The following is a 23,980-nucleotide window of genomic DNA, read 5'->3' on the forward strand; positions in this document are numbered from 1 at the left end:
GGGGGGATTTCCGATGAGCCAGCACTTCCAGCCGCCCGCGCCCTCGTCCTACACCGAGGCCACGGCTCCCGCGCCCGCCTACAGCAGCCCGGGCATCGGCATCCTCGCCTCCGTCGTCGCCGCGGTCGTGGCGGCCGGCGTCTACGGCGGGATCATCGGCGGCACCCACCACCAGATCGGCTACGCGGCCGTGGGCGTCGGCGCCCTGGTCGGCTTCGCCGCCGGCAAGGCCGGCGGCCGCAGCCCCGCCCTGCCGGCCATCGCCGCACTGCTCGCGCTGGCCGCCGTCCTCGCAGGCCAGATGTTCGGCATCGTCCTGATCTACGCCGACGAGCTCCAGGTCAGCGCCATGGACATCGTCGGCCAGGGCACCTCCCCGCTCATGGAGGCCTGGAAGGCCGAAGCGAACCCGCTGACGTTCCTCTTCCTGGCCATCAGCGCGTACGCCGCGTTCCAGATCTCCCGCAAGGCCGCCGCCTAGACCGTCCGGACGCCGTCGCCGCGGGCCGCTCCGGCGGCCCGCCGCTCGTCCGCGCCGGCCAGCCAGAAGTACAGCGGCGGCAGACCGAGCTCCAGCGCCGCCAGCGGGATCTGGAACCAGTGCGGCCATCCGTGGACCGCCACGGACAGCACCCGCCCCACGCCACCGAGCAGGAAGACCGCCGACAGCCACCGGACGGCACGCGCCGGGATCGGTGTACGCCGGGCGGTCTCGATCCAGGCCAGCCCGAACCCGACGAAGACCGCGTTGTAGAAGCGCTCCCGGCTGTCCACGGTCGCCGTCGCCGGCCCCGCACCCTCGGCGCCGGGCACCGAGACGACGCCCAGCACCAGGTGGTAGAGCCCGATCGCCACGCAGGCCACGCCCATGGCCCAGGCGAGCCCCTTCAGAAGTCCGTGCCTGCTCACGACCCCACCCCCGCTTAGTAGACACACGTCGACTAAGCGGGGAGCGTAGGAGCGTAGTAGACACGCGTCAAGTAACTTGGACGGATGACCACGCGCCGCCGCCTCTCCCCGGACGACCGCCGCGCCCAGCTGCGCGCCGTCGGAGCCGCCCTCTTCGCCGCGAAGCCGTACGAGGACGTCCTCATGGAGGAGGTCGCCGAGCGGGCCGGGGTCTCCCGCGCCCTGCTCTACCGCTACTTCCCCGGCAAGCGCGAGCTGTTCGCCGCCGTCTACCGGGAGGCCTCGGACCGCCTCCTGTCCTCGACCGCGCTCGACCCGGACGTCCCCGCCTCCGCCTGGCTCCGGGCCGGACTCGACACGCACATCGACTACTTCGCCGCGAACCGCAACACCGTCCTCGCCGCCAACCGCACGCTCGCCGGCGACCCGGTGGTGCAGGCGATCATCGACGACGAACTCTCCGGCCTGCGCGCCCACCTGCTGACCGTCACCGCCCCCGCCGAGGAGCAGTACGCCACGGTCGCGGCCGTGGTGACGAGCTGGCTGGTCTTCGTCCGCACGCTGTGCGTGGACTGGCTCCTCGACGGCGCCTACTCCCGCACCGCGCTGGCCGACATCTGCGTCGGCGCCCTCACCGGCGCCCTCGCGACCGTCCCGGGACTGCGTCCGCTGCCGCCCGCCGCGGCCTGCGCCCCCGCACCGGGGCACTGACCGGGCGGAGAACGGCGGAGGGCCGGTACCCCCCATGGGGTACCGGCCCTCCGCCGTACGTACGGCGACCCGGGACCGGGTCAGCGGCGGTGCTGCGAGTCCGCGACCGTGACCTCGACCCGCTGGAACTCCTTGAGCTCGCTGTAGCCCGTGGTGGCCATCGAGCGGCGCAGCGCGCCGAAGATGTTCATCGAGCCGTCGGGGGTGTGCGACGGGCCGGTGAGGATCTCCTCGGTGGTGCCGACCGTACCGAGGTCGACCTTCTTGCCCCGCGGCACGTCCTCGTGGACGGCCTCCATGCCCCAGTGGTTGCCCTTGCCGGGCGCGTCGGTGGCACGGGCCAGCGGGGAGCCCATCATCACGGCGTCGGCGCCGCAGGCGACGGCCTTCGGGATGTCGCCGGACCAGCCCACGCCGCCGTCGGCGATGACGTGCACGTAGCGGCCGCCGGACTCGTCCATGTAGTCGCGGCGCGCCGCGGCCACGTCCGCGACGGCGGTGGCCATCGGGACCTGGATGCCCAGCACGTTGCGGGTGGTGTGCGCGGCGCCGCCGCCGAAGCCGACCAGCACGCCCGCCGCGCCGGTGCGCATCAGGTGCAGGGCGGCCGTGTAGGTGGCGCAGCCGCCCACGATGACGGGGACGTCGAGCTCGTAGATGAACTGCTTGAGGTTCAGCGGCTCGGCGGCGCCGGAGACGTGCTCCGCCGACACGGTGGTGCCGCGGATGACGAAGATGTCCACGCCCGCGTCGACGACGGCCTTGGAGAACTCGGCCGTGCGCTGCGGGGAGAGCGCTGCGGCGGTGACGACACCGGAGTCGCGCACCTCCTTGATCCGCTGACGGATCAGGTCCGCCTGGATCGGCGCGGAGTAGATCTCCTGGAGACGGCGGGTCGCGGTCTCCTCGTCCAGCTCCGCGATCTCGTCCAGCAGCGGCTGCGGGTCCTCGTAGCGGGTCCACAGACCTTCGAGGTTCAGCACGCCGAGGCCGCCGAGCTCACCGATGCGGATCGCGGTCTGCGGGGAGACCACCGAGTCCATGGGGGCGGCCAGGAAGGGAAGCTCGAAGCGGTACGCGTCGATCTGCCAGGCGATCGAGACCTCCTTCGGGTCCCGCGTGCGCCGGCTCGGGACGATGGCGATGTCGTCGAAGGCGTACGCCCGGCGGCCGCGCTTGCCGCGCCCGATCTCGATCTCAGTCACGTGTGGTGGCCTTTCCTCTGGGTCTGCCCGTCCAGTATCCCCGACGGGCGGAGGACTGCGTTTCGGTGACCGCTGTACGGACGTACGCGCGCACGGCGAAGGGGCGGACCCGGCGCTTCCGCCGGGTCCGCCCCTCACCTCACGCGCTTCAGCCCTTGCGGCTGTAGTTCGGTGCCTCGACCGTCATCTGGATGTCGTGCGGGTGGCTCTCCTTGAGGCCCGCCGAGGTGATCCGGACGAAGCGGCCCCGGTCCTGCAGCTCGGGAACGGTGCGGCCGCCGACGTAGAACATCGACTGGCGCAGACCGCCGACGAGCTGGTGCACGACCGCGGAGAGCGGGCCGCGGTAGGGGACCTGGCCCTCGATGCCCTCGGGGATCAGCTTGTCGTCACCGCCGACGCCCTCCTGGAAGTAGCGGTCCTTGGAGAAGGACTTGCGGTCGCCGCGGGTCTGCATCGCGCCGAGCGAGCCCATGCCGCGGTACGACTTGAACTGCTTGCCGTTGATGAAGAGCAGCTCGCCCGGGGACTCCTCGCAGCCCGCGAGCAGCGAGCCGAGCATCACCGTGTCGGCGCCCGCGACCAGGGCCTTGGCGATGTCGCCGGAGTACTGCAGGCCGCCGTCGCCGATGACCGGGACGCCCGCGGCCTTGGCGGCCAGCGAGGCCTCGTAGATCGCGGTGACCTGCGGGACGCCGATGCCGGCGACGACGCGGGTGGTGCAGATGGAACCGGGGCCGACGCCGACCTTGATGCCGTCGCAGCCGGCGTCGATCAGCGCCTGGGCGCCGTCGCGGGTGGCCACGTTGCCGCCGATGACGTCCACGCCGGCGTTCGACTTGATCTTGGCGACCATGTCGCCGACCAGGCGGGAGTGGCCGTGGGCGGTGTCGACGACGATGAAGTCGGCGCCCGCCTCGATCAGCGCCTGGGCGCGCTCGTACGCGTCGCCCGCGACACCGACGGCCGCGCCGACGAGCAGCCGGCCGTCCTTGTCCTTGGCGGCGTTCGGGTACTTCTCGGCCTTGACGAAGTCCTTGACCGTGATCAGGCCCTTGAGGATGCCCGCCTCGTCGACCAGCGGAAGCTTCTCGATCTTGTGGCGGCGCAGCAGCTCCATGGCGTCCACGCCGGAGATGCCGACCTTGCCCGTGACCAGCGGCATCGGGGTCATGACCTCGCGCACCTGGCGGCTGCGGTCCGACTCGAAGGCCATGTCGCGGTTGGTGACGATCCCGAGGAGCTTGCCGGCGGGGTCGGTCACCGGGACGCCGGAGATGCGGAACTTCGCGCACAGCTCGTCGGCCTCGCGCAGCGTCGCGTCCGGGTGCACCGTGATCGGGTCGGTGACCATGCCGGACTCGGAACGCTTGACCAGGTCGACCTGATTGGCCTGGTCGGCGATGGAGAGGTTGCGGTGCAGCACGCCGACGCCGCCCTGGCGGGCCATCGCGATGGCCATGCGGGACTCGGTGACCTTGTCCATGGCGGCGGACAGCAGCGGAACGTTCACGCGGACGTTGCGCGAGATGAGGGAAGAGGTGTCGATCGCGTCAGGCGACATGTCCGACGCGCCCGGCAGCAGCAGCACGTCGTCGTAGGTCAGTCCGAGCGTGGCGAATTTGTCGGGCACTCCGTCGGCGGTCATGACACCTTCCCAAATGGTCTTGCTCAGCGCGGATGTCCATGCTAACGGGATACCGACGCGTCTCATTCCACGACCAAGGTCAAGCAGAAGTTTCGTCGTTTCCTACGATGGATCGCGCGGGGAGACCGCGCGGCCCGTCACTGTTCCGCGAGCGCCCGCAGCCGGCTCAGCGCCCGGTGCTGCGCGACCCGCACCGCGCCCGGGGACATCCCGAGCATCTGGCCGGTCTCCTCCGCGGTCAGGCCGACGGCCACCCGCAGCACCAGCAGCTCGCGCTGGTTCTCGGGCAGGTTGGCCAGCAGCTTCTTGGCCCAGGCGGCGTCACTGCTGAGCAGCGCCCGCTCCTCGGGGCCCAGCGAGTCGTCGGGCCGTTCCGGCATCTCGTCGGACGGCACGGCCGTGCTCCCCGGGTGCCGCATGGCGGCCCGCTGCAGGTCGGCGACCTTGTGCGCGGCGATGGCGAAGACGAAGGCCTCGAAGGGCCGACCGGTGTCCCGGTAGCGCGGCAGCGCCATCAGGACGGCGACGCAGACCTCCTGCGCCAGGTCCTCCACGAAGTGACGAGCGTCACCGGGGAGCCGTGAGAGCCGGGTGCGGCAGTAGCGGATGGCGAGGGGGTGCACGAAGGCGAGCAGATCGTGCGTGGCCTGCTCGTCGCCCTCCACCGCACGGCGCACGAGAGCGCTGACGGCCCCGGCACCGCCGCCCTTGGCGGCGCCGGTGGGTGCTGTGGCCGTGGGGGACCCCAGGGCCTCGTCGTCGCGCATCAATCCATGGTGCCTTGGCGCCGGAGCATTCGCGGCACCGTGGTCCGTGTTGTGCATCGAAGCGTTATGAGCGGGTGCGCCGGAACTCATCATGTGCGCCCTCCCCTCCGCTCGGCCCGAATCGTCGCCCCCGGGGCCCCGGGGACTCGACCTCTCCAAGAATGCGGCACACCACCAAGGATGCGGCATCGCGCCCGAAGCGACACGTCCCCCGGATTGTGCACCGCCAATCCCCGGCGGGTCACCGGGTACGACGCGACGTACGGCGGTGTCCGCGCGGCGCCGCCGACGGGGCGGCGGGCGCCTCCCCGCGGGGCCCGGGGCGCGTGCCGCCCCGTCCGCCGACGGCGGACGGGACCGCTCGGGACGGCCGGTCGGGGATCCCGCAGGTCAGCGGACGAGGCCCCAGCGGAAGCCGAGTGCCACGGCGTGCGCCCGGTCCGAGGCGCCGAGCTTCTTGAACAGCCTGCGGGCGTGGGTCTTGACCGTGTCCTCGGAGAGGAAGAGCTCGCGCCCGATCTCCGCGTTGGAACGGCCGTGGCTCATGCCCTCCAGCACCTGGATCTCGCGCGCGGTGAGCGTGGGCGCGGCGCCCATCTCGGCCGAGCGCAGCCGGCGCGGTGCCAGTCGCCAGGTCGGGTCGGCGAGGGCCTGGGTGACCGTGGCCCGCAGTTCGGCGCGCGAGGCGTCCTTGTGCAGGTACCCGCGGGCGCCGGCGGCGACCGCGAGGGCCACCCCGTCCAGGTCCTCGGCGACCGTCAGCATGATGATGCGGGCGCCCGGGTCGGCGGACAGGAGCCGGCGGACCGTCTCGACACCGCCCAGCCCCGGCATCCGTACATCCATCAGAATCAGGTCGGAGCGGTCGGCACCCCAGCGGCGGAGGACTTCCTCGCCGTTGGCAGCCGTCGTCACACGCTCGACGCCGGGCACGGTGGCAACCGCGCGACGGAGCGCCTCTCGGGCAAGCGGGGAGTCGTCGCAGACGAGGACGGAAGTCATGACCGCCCTCCGCAGCTGCTGATGCGCGTCACCTTGAGCCTCCAGGCTGGTACGTATCGTCACCTGTGCGATCGATGCCCTCGGACACCTGTCCGGGAACTTCTCGGTTCAACCGCACTCGCTCTCTCAACGATGGTCACTCGAAAGAGTTACGGGTCGGACGGACACCTTCGGCACTCTACGTGAGGAAGCGATCACGACGCCGGAGCCACGAGCGAGCTGTCCTCCATCTGGAGCTATGCCCTATTTGGCGGCTTTTCTTCCGTTTGGCATGTGTCTGAGGCTAGATTCCCAATGAGTCATATTTACATCTACTACGACAGTAGGTGTGGAGACATGGACCGTATCCGCCTCAGTACCGGCACCAAGAGGGACTACCCATGGCAGATTTCTCCCGCCTCCCCGGACCGAACGCCGACCTCTGGGACTGGCAGCTGCTGGCTGCCTGCCGCGGGGTCGACAGCTCCCTGTTCTTCCACCCGGAGGGCGAGCGGGGCGCGGCCAGGAGTGCGCGCGAGGCCTCCGCTAAAGAGGTCTGCATGAGATGCCCGGTGCGTTCGGAATGCGCCGCGCACGCACTGGCCGTCCGCGAGCCCTACGGGGTGTGGGGCGGCCTCACCGAGGACGAACGCGAGGAGCTGATGGGCCGCGCGCGGCACCGCCTGATCCCCGCGTCGAGCACGATCGGCCCCATCGCCCCCCACTGACCCCCGAGCGGCGGCAGCGACCCCCGAAGGAACGTTTCGCCTGACCTCCCGCCCTCCCCGGCGCCGCGCCGGACGGGGCGGGGGTCAGCGCGCGGCGGCCCGCACCAGTTCGCCCAGGGTCGCCGCCACCGCGGGTACGCGCGCCAGGTCGGGCAGCGTCAGCGCCACGACCTCCCGCTCCACCGCCGGCTCCACGGCCAGGGTGCTCACGCCCTTGGCCCGTACGGACTCCACCGCCAGCTCCGGCAGCACCGCGACCCCGAGCCCCGCCCCGACCAGCCCGACCACGGCGGGGTAGTCGTCGGTGGCGAAGTCGATGCGCGGGGTGAAGCCCGCGCCCTCGCACACCTCCACCAGATGGCGGCGGCAGCGCGGGCAGCCCGCGATCCAGGGCTCCTCGGCCAGTTCGGCCATGCCCACCCGCTCGGCGCCGGCCAGCCGGTGCCCGTCGGGAACCAGCCCGACGAGCCGGTCGGTGAGCAGCGGCGTGACCACCAGGTCCTCCCACTCGGCCGCCGCCCCCGCCGCCCCGCCCCCGTAGCGGAAGGCCAGGGCCAGGTCGCAGTCGCCCTCGCGCAGCATCTCCACCGACCGCGGCGGCTCCGCCTCGACCAGCGAGATGCGGGTGCCGGGGTGCGCGGCGCGCATCGCCGCGAGCGCGGTCGGCACCAGGGTGGAGCTCCCGCTCGGGAAGGAGACGAGCCGGACCCGCCCGGCGCGCAGCCCGGCAATGGCCGCGACCTCCTCCTCGGCCGCGGTCAGCCCGGCCAGGATCCCGGCCGCGTGGCGCACCAGGGCCTCGCCGGCCTGGGTCAGCCGCATCTCGCGGCCCGTGCGGATCAGCAGCGGGGTACCGGCCGACTGTTCGAGGGCCTTCATCTGCTGGGAGACGGCGGGCTGGGTGCAGCCGAGCTCACGGGCGGCGGCGGAGAAGGACCCGGTCCCGGCGACAGCGCGCAGGACCCGGAGATGGCGTGCCTCAATCACGGTTCGATCATAAGCCCGACTTTGACCGCGACGCCAATGCCCTCCCTGACCCTTTGAGCTCGGGGCCCCTTCCGGTGACACCGCGGAGCCGGAAGATCACGAGTGCGTACGCACCCGCCCGCGCAGGCGCTCAGGCCGGGCGGGGCGGCTAGGTTGCGCACATGACGACTGCGTTGATTACGGGATCCACGGCGGGCATCGGCGCCGCCTTCGCCCGCCGCCTGGCCACCCAGGGGCACAACCTCGTGCTGGTGGCCCGCGACACCAAGCGGCTGGCCGAGCAGGCCACCGAGCTGCACGACCGGCACGGCATCGAGGCGGAGGTGCTGACCGCCGACCTCTCCACGGAGCGGGGCATCGCGGCGGTCGAGACCCGCCTCGGGGACCGTACGCACCCCGTGGACCTGCTGGTCAACAACGCGGGCTTCGGCAACAAGGGCCGCTACCTCGACGTCTCGATGGCCGACGAGCTGGCCATGATCAAGGTGCACGTCGAGGCGGTGCTGCGGCTGACCTCGGCGGCGACCGGGTCGATGCGCTCGCGCGGGCGCGGCGGAGTGGTGAACGTGGCCTCGGTGGCGGCCTTCGTGCCGCGCGGCACCTACGGCGCGAGCAAGGCGTGGGTCGTGCAGTTCACCCAGGGGGCGGCACGGGACCTCGCGGGTTCCGGAGTGCGGCTGATGGCCCTGTGCCCCGGATTCGTGCGGACCGAGTTCCACCAGCGGGCGGGCATGGGGACGGACAACATCCCGGGCTGGCTGTGGCTCGACGCCGACAAGCTGGTGGCGGCGGCCCTGGCGGACCTGGCCCGCGGCAAGACCGTGTCGATCCCCGACCCGCGGTACAAGGCGCTGATGGGAGTGGTGAAGCTGACGCCGCGCGGGATCCTCGGCGGCGTGTCCTCCCGCACCGGGCGCAAGTACGGCCCCCAGTAACCGGTGTGACCCACAGGTAAGCCTGGCAAGTGGGTGAAATCTCCCTAAACTGGACGTGTCCCATCCACCACAGGAGGCGACGCGATGACATTCGTACAGGTGATCGATTACGAGACGAAGCGGTTCGACGAGATGAACGCGCTCATCGACCGCTATGCGGAACAGACCAGCGGCAGGCGCACGGTCACCCACACCATGATCGGCCGGGACCGCGACGCGCAGACGCACTACGTGGACCTCGTCGAATTCCCGTCCTACGAGGAGGCCATGAGGAACTCTCACCTCCCGGAGACCGACCGGATGTTCCAGGAGATGGTGGCCCTCTGCGAGGGAATGCCGAAGTTCATGAACCTCGACGTCGTCCGGGACGAGTACCTCAACAAGCTGGTCGCGAACCGGGTCTTCGACGAGATCGCCGTGAAGGGCAACTTCGACGTCATCGAGGAGTGCATCGCGGCCGACTACATCACGCACGACATGATGGACACGGAGGGCCGCGGCAACGGCCGGGACGGGATGCGGCAGACCATCGGCATGTGGCGGGACGCGTTCGACTTCACGTTCGACAAGACGCGCCAGCTCGCCGAAGGGGACTGCGTCACCACGCTGTGGAACTGGAAGGGCACCCACAAGGGCGAGTTCATGGGGGTCGCGCCGACCGGCAAGGAAGTCAGCATGTCGGGATGTATGACCTGCCGGATCGAGAACGGGCAGGTCGCGGAGGACTGGTGGTACTACGACGCCCCCGGTCTGATGCGGCAGCTGGGCATGATGCCCGGCTGACCGGATGCCCGGACGGCGCGGGAGGCGCCGACGGCAAGGAACGCAAGAGGCCCTGGTCACCCCCGCTGGGCAGCGGTGACCAGGGCCTTCTCACGCGTCAGGCGGCGTCAGCCTCAGTGGCTGTGGCCGTGACCGTGGCCGTGACCGGCGTCGGCCTCTTCCTCGGCCGGCTTCTCGACGACCAGGGTCTCGGTCGTGAGCAGCAGGGAGGCGATGGAAGCGGCGTTCTCCAGCGCGGAGCGGGTGACCTTGACCGGGTCGATGACGCCGGCCTTGACCAGGTCGCCGTACTCGCCGGTGGCGGCGTTGAAGCCCTGGCCCTTTTCGAGCTCGGCGACCTTGGAGGTGATGACGTAACCCTCCAGGCCGGCGTTCTCGGCGATCCAGCGCAGCGGCTCGACGGCGGCGCGGCGCACGACGGAGACGCCGGTGCCCTCGTCGCCGGTCAGGCCGAGGTTCCCGTCGAGGACCTTGACGGCGTGGACGAGCGCGGAGCCACCGCCGGAGACGATGCCCTCCTCGACCGCGGCGCGGGTCGCCGAGATGGCGTCCTCAAGGCGGTGCTTCTTCTCCTTGAGCTCCACCTCGGTGGCGGCGCCGACCTTGATGACGCAGACGCCGCCGGCGAGCTTCGCCAGGCGCTCCTGCAGCTTCTCGCGGTCCCAGTCGGAGTCCGTGGACTCGATCTCGGCCTTGATCTGGTTGACGCGGCCCGCGACGTCAGCGGCGTTGCCGCCACCGTCGACGATGGTCGTGTCGTCCTTGGAGATGGTCACGCGGCGCGCGGAGCCGAGGACGTCCAGACCGGCCTGGTCGAGCTTGAGGCCGACCTCCTCGGCGATGACGGTGGCACCGGTGAGGGTGGCCATGTCCTGCAGCATCGCCTTGCGGCGGTCGCCGAAGCCGGGGGCCTTGACCGCGACCGCGTTGAAGGTGCCGCGGATCTTGTTGACGACGAGGGTGGAGAGCGCCTCGCCCTCGACGTCCTCGGCGATGATCAGCAGCGGGCGGGAGCCGCCGGCCTGGATGACCTTCTCCAGCAGCGGCAGGAGGTCCTGGATCGAGGAGATCTTGCCCTGGTTGATCAGGATGTACGGGTCGTCGAGGACGGCCTCCATACGCTCCTGGTCGGTCACCATGTACGGGGAGAGGTAGCCCTTGTCGAAGGCCATGCCCTCGGTGAACTCCAGCTCCAGGCCGAAGGCGTTGGACTCCTCGACGGTGATGACACCGTCCTTGCCGACCTTGTCCATCGCCTCGGCGATGAGCTCGCCGACCTGCTGGTCCTGCGCGGAGAGCGCGGCCACGGCGGCGATGTCGGACTTGTCCTCGATCGGGCGGGCGGTCGCGAGGAGGTCCTCGGACACGGCCTTGACCGCGGCGTCGATGCCCTTCTTCAGGGCGGCCGGGGAGGCGCCGGCGGCGACGTTGCGCAGACCCTCGCGGACCAGCGCCTGGGCCAGCACGGTGGCGGTGGTGGTGCCGTCACCCGCGATGTCGTTGGTCTTGGTCGCCACCTCCTTCACGAGCTGGGCGCCCAGGTTCTCGTACGGGTCGTCCAGCTCGACCTCGCGGGCGATGGTGACACCGTCGTTGGTGATGGTGGGAGCGCCGAACTTCTTGTCGATGACGACGTTGCGGCCCTTGGGGCCGATCGTCACCTTGACCGTGTCGGCAAGCTTGTTGACACCGCGCTCGAGGGCGCGACGGGCGTCCTCGTCAAACTTAAGAATCTTCGGCATGGGAGCGGTCAGCCCTCTCGTTGCGATCCCCGGCCGCTCACCGCGACCGCCTGTCTAGAACGAACTACGCCCCTCGCCGCCCGGCATCAGCAGGGGTGACCAGGGGCGTAGCTCAAGGCAAAACTGGAGAAGCGAATTACTTCTCGACGATCGCGAGCACGTCGCGGGCCGAGAGGACGAGGTACTCCTCGCCGTTGTACTTCACTTCGGTGCCGCCGTACTTGGAGTACAGGACGACGTCGCCGACGGTGACGTCCAGCGGGAGACGCTGGCCGTCCTCGAAGCGGCCCGGGCCCACGGCAAGGACGACGCCCTCCTGGGGCTTCTCCTTCGCGGTGTCCGGGATGACCAGGCCAGAGGCCGTGGTCTGCTCGGCGTCGAGCGGCTGGACCACGATGCGGTCCTCAAGCGGCTTGATGGCAACCTTGGAGCTGGTGGTCGTCACGATCCGACCTCCCCCTTCGGAGATCCGGGGTTAACTGTCTGAGGTGGCGACCAGGTCGATCCGTCGTCGCGGGTGCCGGATCTGCCTGTCGCTGTGTTGGCACTCACCGGGGGCGAGTGCCAGACGCGAGACTATTCCGGCGATTAGCACTCGGTCAAGCGGAGTGCCAATCCAGCTCCCGCGGCGTCGTCATCCGGCCGCCCCTTGGCCGAGAATCCGAAGGCACGTGCGAGGTACCCGTGGGTACGCGTAGGTATCCGTACTCAGGCGGCGGCACCGGCCCGCGGACGAGACTGCCCCCCATGACGAGACCGACACACGGCGAACGCGCACGCACCGGATCCGACTGGGTCGCGGACATCGCGACCGCCCTGCTGCTGACCCTGCTGGAGGCCGCGGCCGTCGCCGTCGGCCTCTACGTGGCGGTCGTCGCCGCCTGGGACGCCCAGGGCACCGGGGGCGACGACCGGACGGTCCTGGTCCTGCTGCTGGGCGGACTCGTCCTGGCGGCCGTGACCGCCGGGGTCGTCTCCGGCCGCGCCTTCCGCCGCCGCGCGCCCGTCACCGGATGCGTCCAGGCACTGGTGTGCGCGGCCCTGCTCGTGGGCACCGCGGCCGTGGCCCACCAGTCCCGCGACCAGCTCCGGTCCGATCCGCCCGCGCCGGCGTCCCCGTACCGGGGCACGTACGGCCAGTGCTTCAGCGGCGGCGACGACCACGAGTGTCCGGGCGGTTGAGACGGCCGGTGTGTGAGAGTGGAAGCCGTGCGCATCCTCGTGGTCGAAGACGAAGAGAACCTGGCCGAATCCCTCCGCCAGGGCCTGTCCGCCGACGGCCACCGCGTGGACGTCGCCCACGACGGCCACCGCGGCCTGGAACTGGCCCTCACCGGCGGCCCGTACGACGCCGTGCTCCTGGACCTGATGCTCCCCGGTCTCGGCGGCGCCGAGATCTGCGCCCGGATGCGCGCCCACGGCGTCCCCACCCCCGTCCTGATGCTGACCGCCAAGGACGGCGAGCACGACGAGGCCGAGGGCCTCGACGCGGGCGCCGACGACTACCTCACCAAACCCTTCTCCCTCGTCGTGCTCGGCGCCCGGCTGCGCGCCCTCGCCCGCCGCGCCGCCGCCCCCGAACCCGCCGTGCTGCGCGCCGGCGACCTGGTCCTCGACCCGCAGGACCGCCGCTGCCGCCGCGGCACGCACGACATCGAACTCACCGCGCGCGAGCTCGGCGTCCTCGCCTGCCTGATGGAGCGCCCCGGCCGGGCCGTCGCCAAACAGGACATCCTCGACGAGGTCTGGGACGCCCCCCACGACATCGACCCGAACATCGTCGAGGTCTACGTCTCCTCCCTGCGCAAGAAGATCGACGCCCCCTTCGGCCGCCGCTCCATCCTCACCGTGCACGGCACCGGCTACCGGATGGCCCCCGACGGTGGTTAGCAGCGTCCGCGCGCGGGCCGCCCTGGCGGCCGCCCTCGCGATGGCCGCCGTCCTGGCCGGCGGCGGACTGTGGCTGTACACCCTCATGCGCGCCAACCTCCTCGACAACACCACCGGCCGCACCGAACTCGCCGCGCGCAAGGTCGCCGCCCAGCTCGACACCCGCACCCTGCCGCCCGGCGGGCGGCTGCCCGCGCCGGAGAGCGGCGTGGACCTGGTCCTCGTACGGGACGCGGCCGGGCGGACGGTCTCCACCAGCGGGGGCCCGCAGGACGTCCCCGGCCTCGCCGCCCTGCGCCCCGCACCGGGCCAGGACTCCCGCTCCGTCGTGCTCGGCCCCGCGCGCCCCGGCGCGGAACGGCGGGTGGCCGTCGTCGTCACCGCCCCCGGCACGGGCGGCGATCCGCACCCCCCTTACACCGTCTACGCGATGACGGTGCTCGGCGACGTCGACGACGCCACCCGCGCCATCGCCCTCGGACTGCTCGCCGGCGCGCCCCCGCTGATCGCCTTCGCGGCGGCCCTGGCGTGGTGGGTCACCGGGCAGGCGCTGCGGCCCGTCACCGCCATCCGTACGGAACTCGCCGCCGTCACCGCCAGCGAGCTCGACCGGCGCGTCCCCGACCCCGGCGGCGCCGACGAGATCGCCCGGCTGGCCCGGACCGTCAACGACACCCTCGACCGGCTGGAACGCTCCGACGCCCGCCAGCGCCAGTTCACCGCCGATGCCTCGCACGAGCTGCGCAACCCCCTGGCCGCCGTCCGCGCCCGGCTGGAAGTCGCCCTGGCCCGGCCGCGTCCCGACCGGGAGTCGGTGTCCGCCGCGCTGGCCGACACCGAACGGCTCCAGCGGATCGCCGCCGACCTGCTGCTGCTGGCCCGCCTCGACGGCGGACCCGCGCCGCGCTCCGAGCCCGTCGACCTCGCGCTGCTCGCCGCCGAGGACGCGGCCCGGCGGCCCGCGCCCCGGGTACCGCTGCGGCTGGCCGCGCCCGCGCCCGTACCGGCGTACGGGGATCCGGCGCGGCTGGAGCGGGCCCTGGCCAACCTGGTGGACAACGCCCTTCGGTACGCCCGCTCCGGGGTCCTGGTCCGGGCCGTCGCCGAGGACGACGGCTGGGCGGTGCTGGAGGTCACCGACGACGGTCCGGGCATCCCGGAGGCGGACCGGGACCGGGTCTTCGAGCGGTTCGTACGCCTCGACGCGGACCGGGGGCGGGCCGGCGGCGGGACCGGGCTGGGCCTGGCCATCGCCCGGGAGATCGCGCGGGCCCACGGGGGCGACGTACGCGCGCTGGCGGCCCGGGAGGGCGCCGCGGGCGCCCGGCTGGAGCTGCGGATCCCGTCGGGGCCGCGGGGCGGCTGAAGGGGGCGAGGGGCGGCCGAAGGGGGCCAGGAGGGCGTGGCCACCGGACTCAGGATTCCTTCAGGGCCACTGGGCCAGGATCGGCTGGCATGAGTGCGCACCGCAGGAAGACCGCCCGCCGCCGCAGGCGCCCGCCACGGCGGATCGGCCGCAAGCTGCTCGTCGCGGGCTGCGCCCTGACGGTGTTGGCGGGCGGCACGGCCTGGTACCTCTACCGGGACCTCGCGTCGAGCATCGGCAGCTCCCGCGCCCTGGAGGGCGCCGAGAAGTCGGCGCACGGGGACCTGAACATCCTGCTCATCGGCCTGGACAGCCGCCGCGACCAGAACGGCGACGAGCTGCCCGAGGAGGTCCTCGACAAGCTGCACGCGGGCAATTCGGACATCGGCGGCTACAACGCCAACACCATGATCCTGCTGCACGTGCCGGGCGACGGCGGCAAGGCGAAGGCCTTCTCCATACCGCGCGACGACTTCGTGGACATCTCCGGCGTGCCCGGCCACGGGAAAGACAAGATCAAGAAGGCGTACGGGCTGGCGAAGGCGGCGAAGGAGGACCAGCTCTCCGCGCAGGGCGTGAACGACCGGCGACGGCTGGAACGGGAGGGGCGCGAGGCGGGGCGCAAGGCCCAGATCGACACGGTGCGCGCCTTCCTGGGCGTCCCGGTCGATCACTTCGCCGAGCTCAACCTGGCCGGTTTCTACCACCTGGCCGACGCGCTGGACGGCGTACCGGTGTGCCTGAGGAAGCCGGTGAAGGACAAGTACTCGGGCGCCGACTTCCCCGCGGGCCGCCAGACCCTCAACGGCGCCCAGTCCCTCGCCTTCGTACGGCAGCGGCACGGGCTGGAGATGGGCGACCTGGACCGGACGAAGCGGCAGCAGGCGTTCCTGGCGGGCGCCACGCAGAAGCTGAACTCGGCCGGGACCTTCACGGACCCGGTGAAGCTGCTCAAGCTGATCGACACCGCGAAACAGGACGTCGTGACCGACGCGGGCTGGGATCTGCTGGCCTTCGTGAAGCAGGCGAAGAACCTGTCCGGGGGAAAAGTGCAATTTACGACACTCCCCGTGGAGGGGTTCGGAAGGAACCATGGGGAGGACATCAACGTCGTAGATGATATGAAGATAAAGCGCCTCATTGCAGAGCAGATCGGTCCTCAGGCCACTGCGACCCCGAGTGCACCGGGCGCCGCCTCCTCACCTTCCTCCCCGGCCCCTCCCTCCTCTTCGTCCTCCCCCGCCGCGTCACCGCCGGCACCCCCTTCCCCCGCGGAGCAGCCCGGAACCATCGACGGCGGCGGCGTCCCGTGCGTGGACTGAGGCCCCAGACGGTGTCGGGTGCGCGCCGGCGCACCGAAGCACTGCTCCTGCTCCTCGTCATCGGCATCGCCGTCTTCGGCCACGTGAGCGCCGGGCTGGCGATGAACGGGGAGCTGCCGCAGCAGCTCGTCAGCTTCGTCATCAGCCTGACGCTGCTGTCCCTCGTGGGACACCTGGGCATCCGCCGGTTCGCGCCGTACGCCGACCCGCTGATCTTCCCGCTCGCCATGCTGCTGACCGGGCTCGGCCTGGTGCTGATCCACCGCCTCGACCAGGGGTACATCGAGCGGTACGGCTCCGAGGCGAACGCGCCGGGCCAGCTGATGTGGACGGTGGTCGGGGTCGCCGCCTGCATCCTGGTGGTGGCGCTGCTGCGTGACCACCGGCTGCTCCAGCGGTTCATCTACATCACGATGGCCGTCGCACTGGTACTGCTGATCGCGCCGGCGTTCTTCGGCGCGGACACGTACGGCGCGAAACGCTGGATCATCCTCTTCGGCTTCTCGGTCCAGCCCGGCGAATTCGTGAAGATCATGATCGCGATCTTCTTCGCGGGCTACCTGGTCATCCACCGGGATTCCCTGGCCCTGACGGGCCGGAAGTTCCTGGGCATGCGGATGCCCCCGATGCGTCAGCTCGGCCCGATCGTCACGGTGTGGGTCCTGTCCATGCTCGTCCTCGTCTTCGAGCGCGACCTGGGCACCTCGCTGATCTTCTTCGGCGTCTTCGTGGTGATGCTCTACGTGGCCACCGAGCGCACCAGCTGGATCGTGTGCGGTCTGTTCATGGCGGCGGTGGGCGCCTTCGCGGTGGGGGCGACCGAGCCGCACGTGAAGGCCCGCGTGGCGGCGTGGCTGAACCCGCTCTCCTACTACTGGAAGGACCGCCCGCCGGGCGTCACCTCCGACCAGTCGGCACAGGCGCTGTTCAGCTTCGGCACCGGCGGCGTCTCGGGCACCGGCCTGGGGCTGGGCCACCCCGAGCTGATCAAGTTCGCGGGCCGCAGCGACTTCATCCTGACGACGGTCGGCGAGGAACTGGGCCTGGCCGGCGTCATGGCCGTCCTGATCCTCTACGCCCTCCTCGTGCAGCGGGGCCTGCGGATGGCTCTGGCCGCGCGCGACCCGTTCGGCAAGCTCCTGGCGGTCGGCCTGGCCTCGGCGCTCGCGCTCCAGGTCTTCGTGGTGGCGGGCGGCGTCACCGGGCTGATCCCCCTGACCGGCAAGGCCCTGCCCTTCCTGGCGAAGGGCGGCTCCTCCCTCCTGGCCAACTGGATCATGATCGCCCTCCTCCTCCGCATCAGCGACAGCGCGGAACGCCAACGCGAGGCGGACGCCCACGGCCCGGCGGAAACAACGATCACGCCGATGGTGGCGGCGGGGCGGTGAGGGGGGCACCCGTCGGGCCCGCTTTCCCCCCTCGGCCCCGCCCCGCTCCTCGGCGCCTGCCCACCCGCCTCCCGGGTGCGGGCGGTGGCGCTTCGCCGTCGCGCAGACGGCGGGACCGCAGGGGCGAGCGGCAACCGGCCGGCCCCACCCCCGACGGGCCAGGAACCCCTGCCGGGGTCCAGGAGCAGCGGGGCCCTGCCGGCCCGGATCAGAGCAGGACTGGGGGCTTCCCGCCAGTCCACTGTCCTTCCGTGCCGGTCCGGTCCCTCAAGGGCGCTCCTTCGTCGCGTCGCTTCGCGATGGCCTTCGGCCACCCTTGACCGACCGGCCCGTCCCGGAATGCCAAAGACCGTCGGGAAGCCCCCAGGGGGATGGTCAGGGGGCAGGAGCAGCAGGGGCGGCCGCATCAGCGAAGCGCCGGGCCGCCTGCGGCCAGGTGCACCCGAGATACGGGCCCACTCGTCGCACTTTCGGCGCCGGGAGCGGCTTACCCGCACGAAACGGCGACCACATCGCCCTACGGCGCACCCAGCCGCACCAGATCGCTACGCGCTCCTCATCGCTTGGCGTCCGGCGGCCGTCCGGGGCCGCTACCCGCACGCAAGGACGACCAGAAAGACCTGGGAGTCGGTGGGCGCGTCAGATCGCTACGCGCTCCTCACGTCTCGGCGCCGGTCACGGGCCTCCAGGTCGCCGCCCGCCGTGTCGTGTCGCATCGCGACCCGACCGCCGCCCTGGAGCGTCAGTTCGTGTCAGCCTCGGAGGTGAGCGCCTTCAGGGTGGTGTCCAACCAGTGCAGCTCGGTGCGGCTGGTGGCGCGGGCGATGGTCAGCAAGCCCTGACGGAAGGGGTCATCGAACTCCTCCGCACCGAGCGGCCGTTCACCCTCGTAGAAGAAGCTGCTCGGCTCCTGAAGGAAGGTCCGGCGGCGGCGGAGGACCGCCGCTTGCTGGTCGGGATCCTCCAGCTGGCCCAGGAAGGCCAGGACGGTGAACCAGTGGTTCTCGTCGCTGATCTCGACGCCGTCGGCCTCACGCAGGCGTCGGCGCAGGTCGTCCCGGCCCGCGCCGGTCAGGGTGAGGACATGTCGGGGCGCCGCCCGGGTGCCGGGCTCGGTCTGCCGGCTCAGCAGCCCGGCCTTCTCCAGTCGCTTGATGGCCGGATAGAGCGTGCCGTCAGCGATGGGCCGGACATGGCCGGTGAGATGCGCGACGCGCCGCTTCAGCTCGTAGCCGTGCAGCGGCTGCTCGTACAGGAAGCCCAGGATCGCCAGTTCCAACACCACGCCATCATGCCTCAACCCCTCTATATATCGGATCCGATGTATAGTCTCGGCGATGCTTTCGGATGGATGGAGGAGGAGTCGTGCGTGACGCTCAGGTGACCCCCGAAGGGGCGCGAATCCGCTGGGTGGAGCTGCCCGGAGACCCCCGCCGTGCCACCCGCGTCTACCTGCACGGGCTCGGCGCCTCCGCCGCGCCGTACTTCGCGGCCTCCGCCGCGCACCCCGCCCTGGCCGGCCACCGCTCGCTGCTGGTCGACCTGCTGGGCTTCGGCATCAGCGACCGCCCCACCGACTTCGCCTACACCCTGGAGGACCATGCCGACACCGTGGCGGCGGCCCTGGAGGCGGCCGAGGTCCAGACAGCGGACGTCATCGGGCACAGCATGGGCGGCGCGGTGGCCATCGTGCTGGCCGCCCGCCACCCGCACCTGGTCGGCCGACTCGTCCTGGTCGACGCCGCCCTCGACCCGGTGCCCGTAGCTCACGGCCGGCCCGGGGTGAGCGGCATCGCCGCCTATACGGAGGAGGAGTTCCTGGTCTGCGGGTGGCGCCGGGTTCGCGAGGACGCCGGGCCGCACTGGTGGTCCACCATGCGGCTGGCCGGGCGCGAGGCGCTGCACCGCAGCGCGACGCACCGGGCCCTCGGCACCGAGCCCGCCCTACGCGACACGCTGCTGGCCCTGCCGATCCCGCGCGCCTACCTGCGGCCGGAGGCCGACCAGCCGCTTCCCGGCGCGCAGGAACTCGCCGAAGCGGGAGTCGAGGTGGTGTCGATCCCGGACTGCGGGCACAACATCATGCTGGACAACCCGGAAGCCTTCGCGCGGGCCACCGCGCACGCCCTGCGTGAGACCTGAGCGCGCGTTACGGGCAGGAGCACACTCGCCGGGACCGACGCCGGTGCGGCTCCAACCGCTGCGCGATCATCCGCGCCGCGCAGTCGGCCGCGCGGAGGCAAGATCCCGCCTGTCGCCTGCCCGGACCTCTCCGGCCGGTCGTCCTTCCGTGCGGGTATCGGCCCCGGACGGCCAGCGGACGCCAAGCGATGAGGAGCGCGTAGCGATCTGGCGCGTGTGGGTGCTCCGCAGGACGGTCTGGTCGCCGTTTCGTGCAGGCAGGACAACCCCCGGCTCTGATGACGGGACCGACGGGCCCGTATCCGGGACGCACCTGGCCGCAGGCGGCCCGCCGCTTCGCTGATGCGGCCGTTCCTGCCGCGCCTGCCCCCTGACCATCCCCCTGGGGGCTTCCCGACAGTCTTTGGCGTTCCGTGGCGGGACGGTCGGTCAAGGGTGGCCGAAGGCCATCGCGAAGCGACGCGACCGCAGGGAGCGCCCTTGACGGACCGGCACGGCGCGGAAGGACGATGGACTGGCGGGAAGCCCCCAGCCCTGCTGCGATCCCGCCCGGCCGAAGTCCCGCCGCCCCCCGGCCCCCGGCCGGGGGCCCTGCTCCGCCGGGCGCGAGGGGCCACCGCGTCCCGCACGCCGTCGTGGCCCCGGCAGGGCAGGGCAAGCACCCCGGGCCCGCGCCCCGTTACACGTAGTCCTCCAGGCGGGCGATCTTGTAGCCCTGCTGCTGGATGTGCTGGAGCATGCGGGTGGTCATCTGGGTTTCCGTCGTGCCCTTGAGTTCAGACGGGCCGCGGAAGTGGGCCAGGATGATGTCTCCCGGCTTGAAGGCGGAGCCTTCGCTGTACTGGAAGTCGTTGATCTGCATCGACTCACGCCACAGGAAGACCGAGGAGATCCCGCACTCGGAGGCTGCCTTGAGGGTGTCGTCGTTGTAGTTGCCGTACGGCGGCCGGAAGAACGTGGGGCGCTTGCCGAAGCGCTTCTCCAGGCGGTCCTGCTGCCCGCAGATCTCCTTCTTCTGCGCCGCGAAGGGCAGCGTGCGCAGGTTCGGGTGGGTCAGCGTGTGGTTGTTGACCGTGCTGCCCGAGCCGTTGTCGCGGAGCTTCTCGAAGTACGAGTAGTCCGCCGACGCGATGTTGTCGGTCAGGAACATGCTGATCGGCAGCTTCAGTTCGGCCGCCATCTTCAGGAACTCGGGGTCCTTCTCCGCGCCGTCGTCGAAGGTCAGGAAGACGACCTTGTCCGTCGCGGGGACGGGTATTCGGTCCAGGACGACCGGCTTCCCCGGTGCGGCCTTGGGGAGTTGGGGCTTCTGCGCGGGCTTGGGGGCGTACTGGAGGGGGGCGGTCAGACCCCACTTCTTGTACGCCTCGTCCGCCGGCGTCCCCGCCGACGCGGAGGCTCCCGGGGCCGCGGAGGGCCGCGCCGACGGGGAGGCCGAGGCCGTCCCCGTCTCCGTCGCGGTCTTGCGGCCCAGTCTCTCGATGGGATCCACACTGTTCCCGCACCCCGTCAGGGACAGCGCGAGCGCGCCGGCCGTCAGCGTCCCGGCTACCAACCGGCGCGCGTACATCAAAGGTAATCCTCCAGGCGGGCCACGGCGTACCCCTTGTCCGTGACGGTCTTCATGACATGACGGATCATGTCAGGCATCGTGCCCTTCCAGTCCTCCCGGCCCCGGAAATGGGACAGGATGATGTCCCCGGGGTGGAGGTCCCGGTCCCATTCGCGGTAGTCCATCCGGTTCACGAAGGCCTCCGCGTTCCACAGCGGCACCGCCTTGATGCCACAGGACTTGGCCGCGCGCAGGGTGTCCTGGTTGTAGTTGCCGTACGGCGGCCGGAAGAGGGTCGGGCGCTTGCCGAACTGCTTCTGGATGGTGTCCTGTTGGCCGCAGATCTCCTCGCGCTGCTTCTCGTAGGAGAGCGCGGGCATGTAGCGGTGGTTCAGCGTGTGGTTGTTGAGGGTGACCCCCGCGTCCTGCATCCCCTTGAAGTACGGGTAGTTGTCGCGGACGAGGTAGTCGCTGAGGAACGCCGTGTACGGGATCTTCAGTTCCTGCATCATCTTGACGAACTCGGGGTCCTTCTCCGCGCCGTCGTCGATGGTCAGGAAGACGACCTTGTCCTCCGTCGGGACGGTGGTGAAGACCGGCGGGTATTCGTCCTGGTCCTCGACCTCGAAGCCCTCACGGGTGGTGATCTCGCGCTTCGTCTTCGGTGCGGGCGGGGCCAGCAGCGGCGTCTTGAGGAGGCCCCACTTCTTCGCGGCGGCGATCCGGGCCTGCTGGGCGGCCTTGGCCTGCTCGGCGGCGTTGGCGAGGGCGCCGGCCGCTCCGGGGCCCGCTTCGCCGGCCTTGGGCTTGGCCGGTGCCGCCCGGTCCGCGGCCCCGCAGCCCGTGCCCAGGGCGGCGACGAGCAGCGCGGCCACTGCCACCCCGTACCGGCCGCGCGGGCGGGCCGCGGACCGGTGACCATACTGCGCAGTATTTCCCTTTTGTCGTACTAGCTGCATAGCAGCGGATCCTTACACCGCGCACCGCCCCTCGGCAGCCGACACCACGGCCGGAGGCCGCCCTTCCCCCGGCTGGCCGACAATGGGACGGTGACCCCCGAAGACTTCGCCGCACTGCTCACCCCCGAGGGCCGCGCGCTCCTCGACTCCCTCCGCGACTACGACCCCGGCCAGGAGCTCGCCGTCGCCACCCGGCTGCGCCGCGAACACCCCGCCCCGCTGGTGTCGGCGGCGCTCGGGCAGGCCCGCCTGCGGCAGCGGGCGGTGGCGAAGTTCGGGGCCGAGGACGCGTTCCGGATGTACTTCACGCCCGGCGGCGGCGAGATGGCCACCCGCGCGTCGGTGGCCTCGTACCGCGCCGGGCGGCTCGCGGCGCTGGGCGTACGGAGCGTCGCGGACCTGTGCTGCGGGATCGGCGGGGACGCCCTGGCGCTGGCCCGGCTCGGGATCCGGGTGCTGGCGGTGGACCTCGACCCGCTGACGGTGGCCGTCGCCCGGGCCAACGCCGAGGCGCTGGGACTGGCGGACCTGATCGAGGTCCGCGAGGCGGACGTGACGGAGGTGGACGTGTCCTCGTACGAGGCCGTCTTCATCGACCCGGCCCGGCGCGGCGGGCGCGGCCGGATCTTCGACCCGGAGTCGTACTCGCCCCCGCTGTCCTGGGCCGTGGAGACCGCCCGGGGCGCGAAGCACGCCGCCATCAAGATCGCCCCCGGGATCCCGCACGAGGCGGTCCCGGCGGAGGCCGAGGCCGAGTGGATCTCCGACCACGGGGACGTGAAGGAGGCCGTGCTGTGGTTCGGCACCGCCCCGGGCACGGTCCGCGCCACCCTGCTGCCCGGGCCCCGCGAGCTGCTGACCGCCGATCCGCTGCCGGATCCGGAGGCGGGCCCGGTGGGCCGCTACCTCTACGAGCCCGACGGGGCCGTGATCCGCGCCCACCTCGTCGCCGAGGTGGCCGCGGAGCTGGACGGCCGGCTCGTCGACCCGACCATCGCCTACATCACCGCCGACGAGCTGCGCCCGACGCCGTACGCGACCGCGTACGAGATCACCGACGTGCTGCCCTTCGGGCTGAAGAAGCTGAGGGCGCTGCTGCGCGAGCGCGGGGTCGGGATCCTGACGGTGAAGAAGCGCGGCTCGGCGATCGAGCCGGAGGAGCTCCGCAAGAAGGTGAAGCCCCAGGGGCCGAACGCGGCGACGGTCTTCCTCACCCGGGTGGGCGGCGCTCCGTCGATGCTGATCGGATCACCGGCCGGCCAGGAGACGGGGACGGGGACGGGGACGGTCTAACCCGCCACGTCCGACAGGACCGGCCCGCGGCGGGCGGCCGCCGCCGGGGCGGGGCGGCCGGCGCGGGCCGCCCAGCGGCGGTGGGTGACGGCCTTGGCCGCGCCCAGCAGCCCGGTGATCCACAGGATCATGCCGAGCCCCACGAAGCCGACGACCTCCCCGTACGCCGTGGCGCCGGGCCGCGCCCCGGCCGCCGCCGCGAAGGCGGTCCAGAGCCCGCAGGCGCCCAGGGCCAGGGAGGCGGCCAGCCACACCAGGCTCCGTACCGGTGCCCGCAGCGCGGGGTCGACGACGGGCTCCCGGCCGGCCTCGATCCAGTCGCACAGCAGCTCGTGCTCGCGCCGCTCCCACCGGGCACCCCGTACGAACCAGATCCCGGCGGGCACCAGCACGCCCACCGCGGTCGCGACGAAGACGGCCCCGAACAGGGACTCCACGGGGTCGGCGGCCTCGAAGGAGGTCACGGCCAGGCCGACGAACGCCCAGCCGAGCGCGAAGGCCGCCGCCACCGCCCAGAGCAGGGCCAGCCGCCCCGGGGCCAGGCCGCGCCGGCTCAGGTCGGCGAGGAAGCGCGCGCGGTCGGCCCGTACGACGGTCTCGTCCAGCCACTCGCGCAGGTGCGCGGGCGGCGGCGGGGGCGGGAGCTCACGGCTAGGCATGGGCATGACCGTA

General features: G+C 71.8%; 24 protein-coding genes. 12 read left to right on the forward strand and 12 right to left on the reverse strand.

Annotated elements, in window-relative coordinates:
* Positions 1-13: 13 nt before the first annotated feature.
* Complete coding sequence (locus tag OG295_RS13340; protein ID WP_371677088.1) at positions 14-481, forward strand: hypothetical protein; 468 nt, start codon at positions 14-16, stop codon at positions 479-481.
* Here OG295_RS13340 and OG295_RS13345 read toward each other — a convergent pair.
* On the reverse strand, positions 478-909 hold the full coding sequence (locus tag OG295_RS13345; RefSeq protein WP_371677089.1) for a DUF4345 domain-containing protein: 432 nt from the start codon (positions 907-909) through the stop codon (positions 478-480). The genes OG295_RS13340 and OG295_RS13345 overlap by 4 nt on opposite strands.
* An 84-nt stretch (positions 910-993) precedes the next feature.
* Between OG295_RS13345 and OG295_RS13350 the strand changes: the two genes are divergently transcribed.
* A complete protein-coding gene (locus tag OG295_RS13350) occupies positions 994-1,620 on the forward strand; it encodes a TetR/AcrR family transcriptional regulator (RefSeq protein ID WP_371677090.1) in 627 nt (208 codons plus the stop codon).
* 80 nt (positions 1,621-1,700) lie between these two features.
* On the opposite strand, the gene OG295_RS13355 is transcribed toward OG295_RS13350, so the two are convergent.
* From OG295_RS13355 to OG295_RS13370, 4 genes are all read right to left on the reverse strand, one after another.
* Positions 1,701-2,825, reverse strand: a complete 1,125-nt coding sequence (locus tag OG295_RS13355; RefSeq protein WP_285535322.1) for a GuaB3 family IMP dehydrogenase-related protein — start codon at positions 2,823-2,825, stop codon at positions 1,701-1,703.
* Positions 2,826-2,973: 148 nt separating this feature from the next.
* Entirely contained in the window at positions 2,974-4,473 is a 1,500-nt protein-coding gene (gene guaB / locus OG295_RS13360; protein ID WP_371677091.1) for an IMP dehydrogenase, read from the reverse strand.
* Positions 4,474-4,610: 137 nt separating this feature from the next.
* Positions 4,611-5,240: a sigma-70 family RNA polymerase sigma factor gene (locus OG295_RS13365; protein WP_356215140.1), complete on the reverse strand. Its 630-nt coding sequence runs from the start codon at positions 5,238-5,240 to the stop codon at positions 4,611-4,613.
* A gap of 390 nt (positions 5,241-5,630) precedes the next feature.
* The gene (locus OG295_RS13370) at positions 5,631-6,242 is read right to left on the reverse strand and encodes a response regulator transcription factor (protein ID WP_003948568.1); all 612 of its coding nucleotides are present in this window, start codon (positions 6,240-6,242) and stop codon (positions 5,631-5,633) included.
* Between the two features lie 380 nt (positions 6,243-6,622).
* Between OG295_RS13370 and OG295_RS13375 the strand changes: the two genes are divergently transcribed.
* Entirely contained in the window at positions 6,623-6,949 is a 327-nt protein-coding gene (locus OG295_RS13375; RefSeq protein WP_030230767.1) for a WhiB family transcriptional regulator, read from the forward strand.
* An 84-nt stretch (positions 6,950-7,033) separates the two neighbouring features.
* On the opposite strand, the gene OG295_RS13380 is transcribed toward OG295_RS13375, so the two are convergent.
* Complete coding sequence (locus tag OG295_RS13380; protein ID WP_371677092.1) at positions 7,034-7,936, reverse strand: LysR family transcriptional regulator; 903 nt, start codon at positions 7,934-7,936, stop codon at positions 7,034-7,036.
* Positions 7,937-8,097: 161 nt separating this feature from the next.
* Between OG295_RS13380 and OG295_RS13385 the strand changes: the two genes are divergently transcribed.
* On the forward strand, positions 8,098-8,871 hold the full coding sequence (locus OG295_RS13385; RefSeq protein ID WP_371677093.1) for an SDR family NAD(P)-dependent oxidoreductase: 774 nt from the start codon (positions 8,098-8,100) through the stop codon (positions 8,869-8,871).
* An 84-nt stretch (positions 8,872-8,955) separates the two neighbouring features.
* Positions 8,956-9,654 (forward strand): ester cyclase, encoded by a 699-nt coding sequence (locus tag OG295_RS13390; RefSeq protein WP_371677094.1) that lies wholly within the window; start codon positions 8,956-8,958, stop codon positions 9,652-9,654.
* 113 nt (positions 9,655-9,767) lie between these two features.
* Here OG295_RS13390 and groL read toward each other — a convergent pair whose 3' ends face one another.
* A complete protein-coding gene (gene groL / locus OG295_RS13395) occupies positions 9,768-11,396 on the reverse strand; it encodes a chaperonin GroEL (protein ID WP_371677095.1) in 1,629 nt (542 codons plus the stop codon).
* Between the two features lie 136 nt (positions 11,397-11,532).
* Positions 11,533-11,841, reverse strand: coding sequence for a co-chaperone GroES (gene groES / locus OG295_RS13400; protein WP_008739621.1), 309 nt, complete (start codon positions 11,839-11,841; stop codon positions 11,533-11,535).
* Between the two features lie 302 nt (positions 11,842-12,143).
* On the opposite strand from groES, the gene OG295_RS13405 reads away from it, so the two are divergent.
* The 5 genes from OG295_RS13405 to OG295_RS13425 all read left to right on the forward strand — a co-directional run bounded on the left by OG295_RS13405 (position 12,144) and on the right by OG295_RS13425 (position 17,362).
* Entirely contained in the window at positions 12,144-12,578 is a 435-nt protein-coding gene (locus tag OG295_RS13405) for a DUF6234 family protein (protein ID WP_371677096.1), read from the forward strand.
* A 27-nt stretch (positions 12,579-12,605) separates the two neighbouring features.
* Positions 12,606-13,286, forward strand: coding sequence for a response regulator transcription factor (locus OG295_RS13410; RefSeq protein ID WP_371677097.1), 681 nt, complete (start codon positions 12,606-12,608; stop codon positions 13,284-13,286).
* Positions 13,279-14,652, forward strand: a complete 1,374-nt coding sequence (locus tag OG295_RS13415) for a sensor histidine kinase (RefSeq protein WP_371677098.1) — start codon at positions 13,279-13,281, stop codon at positions 14,650-14,652. Before OG295_RS13410 ends, OG295_RS13415 begins: the two co-directional genes overlap by 8 nt.
* 89 nt (positions 14,653-14,741) lie before the next feature.
* Positions 14,742-15,974, forward strand: coding sequence for an LCP family protein (locus OG295_RS13420; protein WP_371677099.1), 1,233 nt, complete (start codon positions 14,742-14,744; stop codon positions 15,972-15,974).
* Positions 15,962-17,362, forward strand: coding sequence for an FtsW/RodA/SpoVE family cell cycle protein (locus OG295_RS13425; protein ID WP_371677100.1), 1,401 nt, complete (start codon positions 15,962-15,964; stop codon positions 17,360-17,362). Before OG295_RS13420 ends, OG295_RS13425 begins: the two co-directional genes overlap by 13 nt.
* A 742-nt stretch (positions 17,363-18,104) precedes the next feature.
* On the opposite strand, the gene OG295_RS13430 is transcribed toward OG295_RS13425, so the two are convergent.
* Positions 18,105-18,644, reverse strand: a complete 540-nt coding sequence (locus tag OG295_RS13430; protein WP_371677101.1) for a PadR family transcriptional regulator — start codon at positions 18,642-18,644, stop codon at positions 18,105-18,107.
* A gap of 83 nt (positions 18,645-18,727) precedes the next feature.
* Between OG295_RS13430 and OG295_RS13435 the strand changes: the two genes are divergently transcribed.
* Complete coding sequence (locus OG295_RS13435) at positions 18,728-19,504, forward strand: alpha/beta fold hydrolase (RefSeq protein ID WP_371677102.1); 777 nt, start codon at positions 18,728-18,730, stop codon at positions 19,502-19,504.
* Positions 19,505-20,183: 679 nt separating this feature from the next.
* Here OG295_RS13435 and OG295_RS13440 read toward each other — a convergent pair.
* Both OG295_RS13440 and OG295_RS13445 read right to left on the reverse strand, forming a co-directional pair.
* Positions 20,184-21,074, reverse strand: coding sequence for a polysaccharide deacetylase family protein (locus tag OG295_RS13440; protein WP_371677103.1), 891 nt, complete (start codon positions 21,072-21,074; stop codon positions 20,184-20,186).
* A complete protein-coding gene (locus OG295_RS13445; RefSeq protein WP_371677104.1) occupies positions 21,074-22,015 on the reverse strand; it encodes a polysaccharide deacetylase family protein in 942 nt (313 codons plus the stop codon). Before OG295_RS13445 ends, OG295_RS13440 begins: the two co-directional genes overlap by 1 nt.
* 90 nt (positions 22,016-22,105) lie before the next feature.
* On the opposite strand from OG295_RS13445, the gene OG295_RS13450 reads away from it, so the two are divergent.
* The gene (locus OG295_RS13450; RefSeq protein ID WP_371677105.1) at positions 22,106-23,308 is read left to right on the forward strand and encodes a methyltransferase domain-containing protein; all 1,203 of its coding nucleotides are present in this window, start codon (positions 22,106-22,108) and stop codon (positions 23,306-23,308) included.
* Here the strand turns inward: OG295_RS13450 and OG295_RS13455 are convergent.
* On the reverse strand, positions 23,305-23,967 hold the full coding sequence (locus OG295_RS13455; RefSeq protein WP_371677106.1) for a hypothetical protein: 663 nt from the start codon (positions 23,965-23,967) through the stop codon (positions 23,305-23,307). The two genes, OG295_RS13450 and OG295_RS13455, sit on opposite strands and share 4 nt — an antisense overlap.
* Positions 23,968-23,980: the final 13 nt, after the last annotated feature.

Source organism: Streptomyces sp. NBC_01276 (assembly GCF_041435355.1).
In the GTDB taxonomy this organism is placed as follows: Bacteria; Actinomycetota; Actinomycetes; order Streptomycetales; family Streptomycetaceae; genus Streptomyces.

Excerpts from the sequence above, each read along its gene's own strand:
- OG295_RS13340 (WP_371677088.1), top strand. The coding sequence starts at position 14 with ATGAGCCAGCACTTCCAGCCGCCCGCGCCCTCGTCCTACACCGAGGCC.
- OG295_RS13350 (WP_371677090.1), top strand. The coding sequence starts at position 994 with ATGACCACGCGCCGCCGCCTCTCCCCGGACGACCGCCGCGCCCAGCTG.
- guaB (WP_371677091.1), bottom strand. The coding sequence starts at position 4,473 with ATGACCGCCGACGGAGTGCCCGACAAATTCGCCACGCTCGGACTGACC.
- OG295_RS13365 (WP_356215140.1), bottom strand. The coding sequence starts at position 5,240 with ATGCGCGACGACGAGGCCCTGGGGTCCCCCACGGCCACAGCACCCACC.
- OG295_RS13370 (WP_003948568.1), bottom strand. The coding sequence starts at position 6,242 with ATGACTTCCGTCCTCGTCTGCGACGACTCCCCGCTTGCCCGAGAGGCG.
- OG295_RS13375 (WP_030230767.1), top strand. The coding sequence starts at position 6,623 with ATGGCAGATTTCTCCCGCCTCCCCGGACCGAACGCCGACCTCTGGGAC.
- OG295_RS13385 (WP_371677093.1), top strand. The coding sequence starts at position 8,098 with ATGACGACTGCGTTGATTACGGGATCCACGGCGGGCATCGGCGCCGCC.
- OG295_RS13390 (WP_371677094.1), top strand. The coding sequence starts at position 8,956 with ATGACATTCGTACAGGTGATCGATTACGAGACGAAGCGGTTCGACGAG.
- groL (WP_371677095.1), bottom strand. The coding sequence starts at position 11,396 with ATGCCGAAGATTCTTAAGTTTGACGAGGACGCCCGTCGCGCCCTCGAG.
- OG295_RS13405 (WP_371677096.1), top strand. The coding sequence starts at position 12,144 with ATGACGAGACCGACACACGGCGAACGCGCACGCACCGGATCCGACTGG.
- OG295_RS13420 (WP_371677099.1), top strand. The coding sequence starts at position 14,742 with ATGAGTGCGCACCGCAGGAAGACCGCCCGCCGCCGCAGGCGCCCGCCA.
- OG295_RS13440 (WP_371677103.1), bottom strand. The coding sequence starts at position 21,074 with ATGTACGCGCGCCGGTTGGTAGCCGGGACGCTGACGGCCGGCGCGCTC.
- OG295_RS13445 (WP_371677104.1), bottom strand. The coding sequence starts at position 22,015 with ATGCAGCTAGTACGACAAAAGGGAAATACTGCGCAGTATGGTCACCGG.
- OG295_RS13455 (WP_371677106.1), bottom strand. The coding sequence starts at position 23,967 with ATGCCTAGCCGTGAGCTCCCGCCCCCGCCGCCGCCCGCGCACCTGCGC.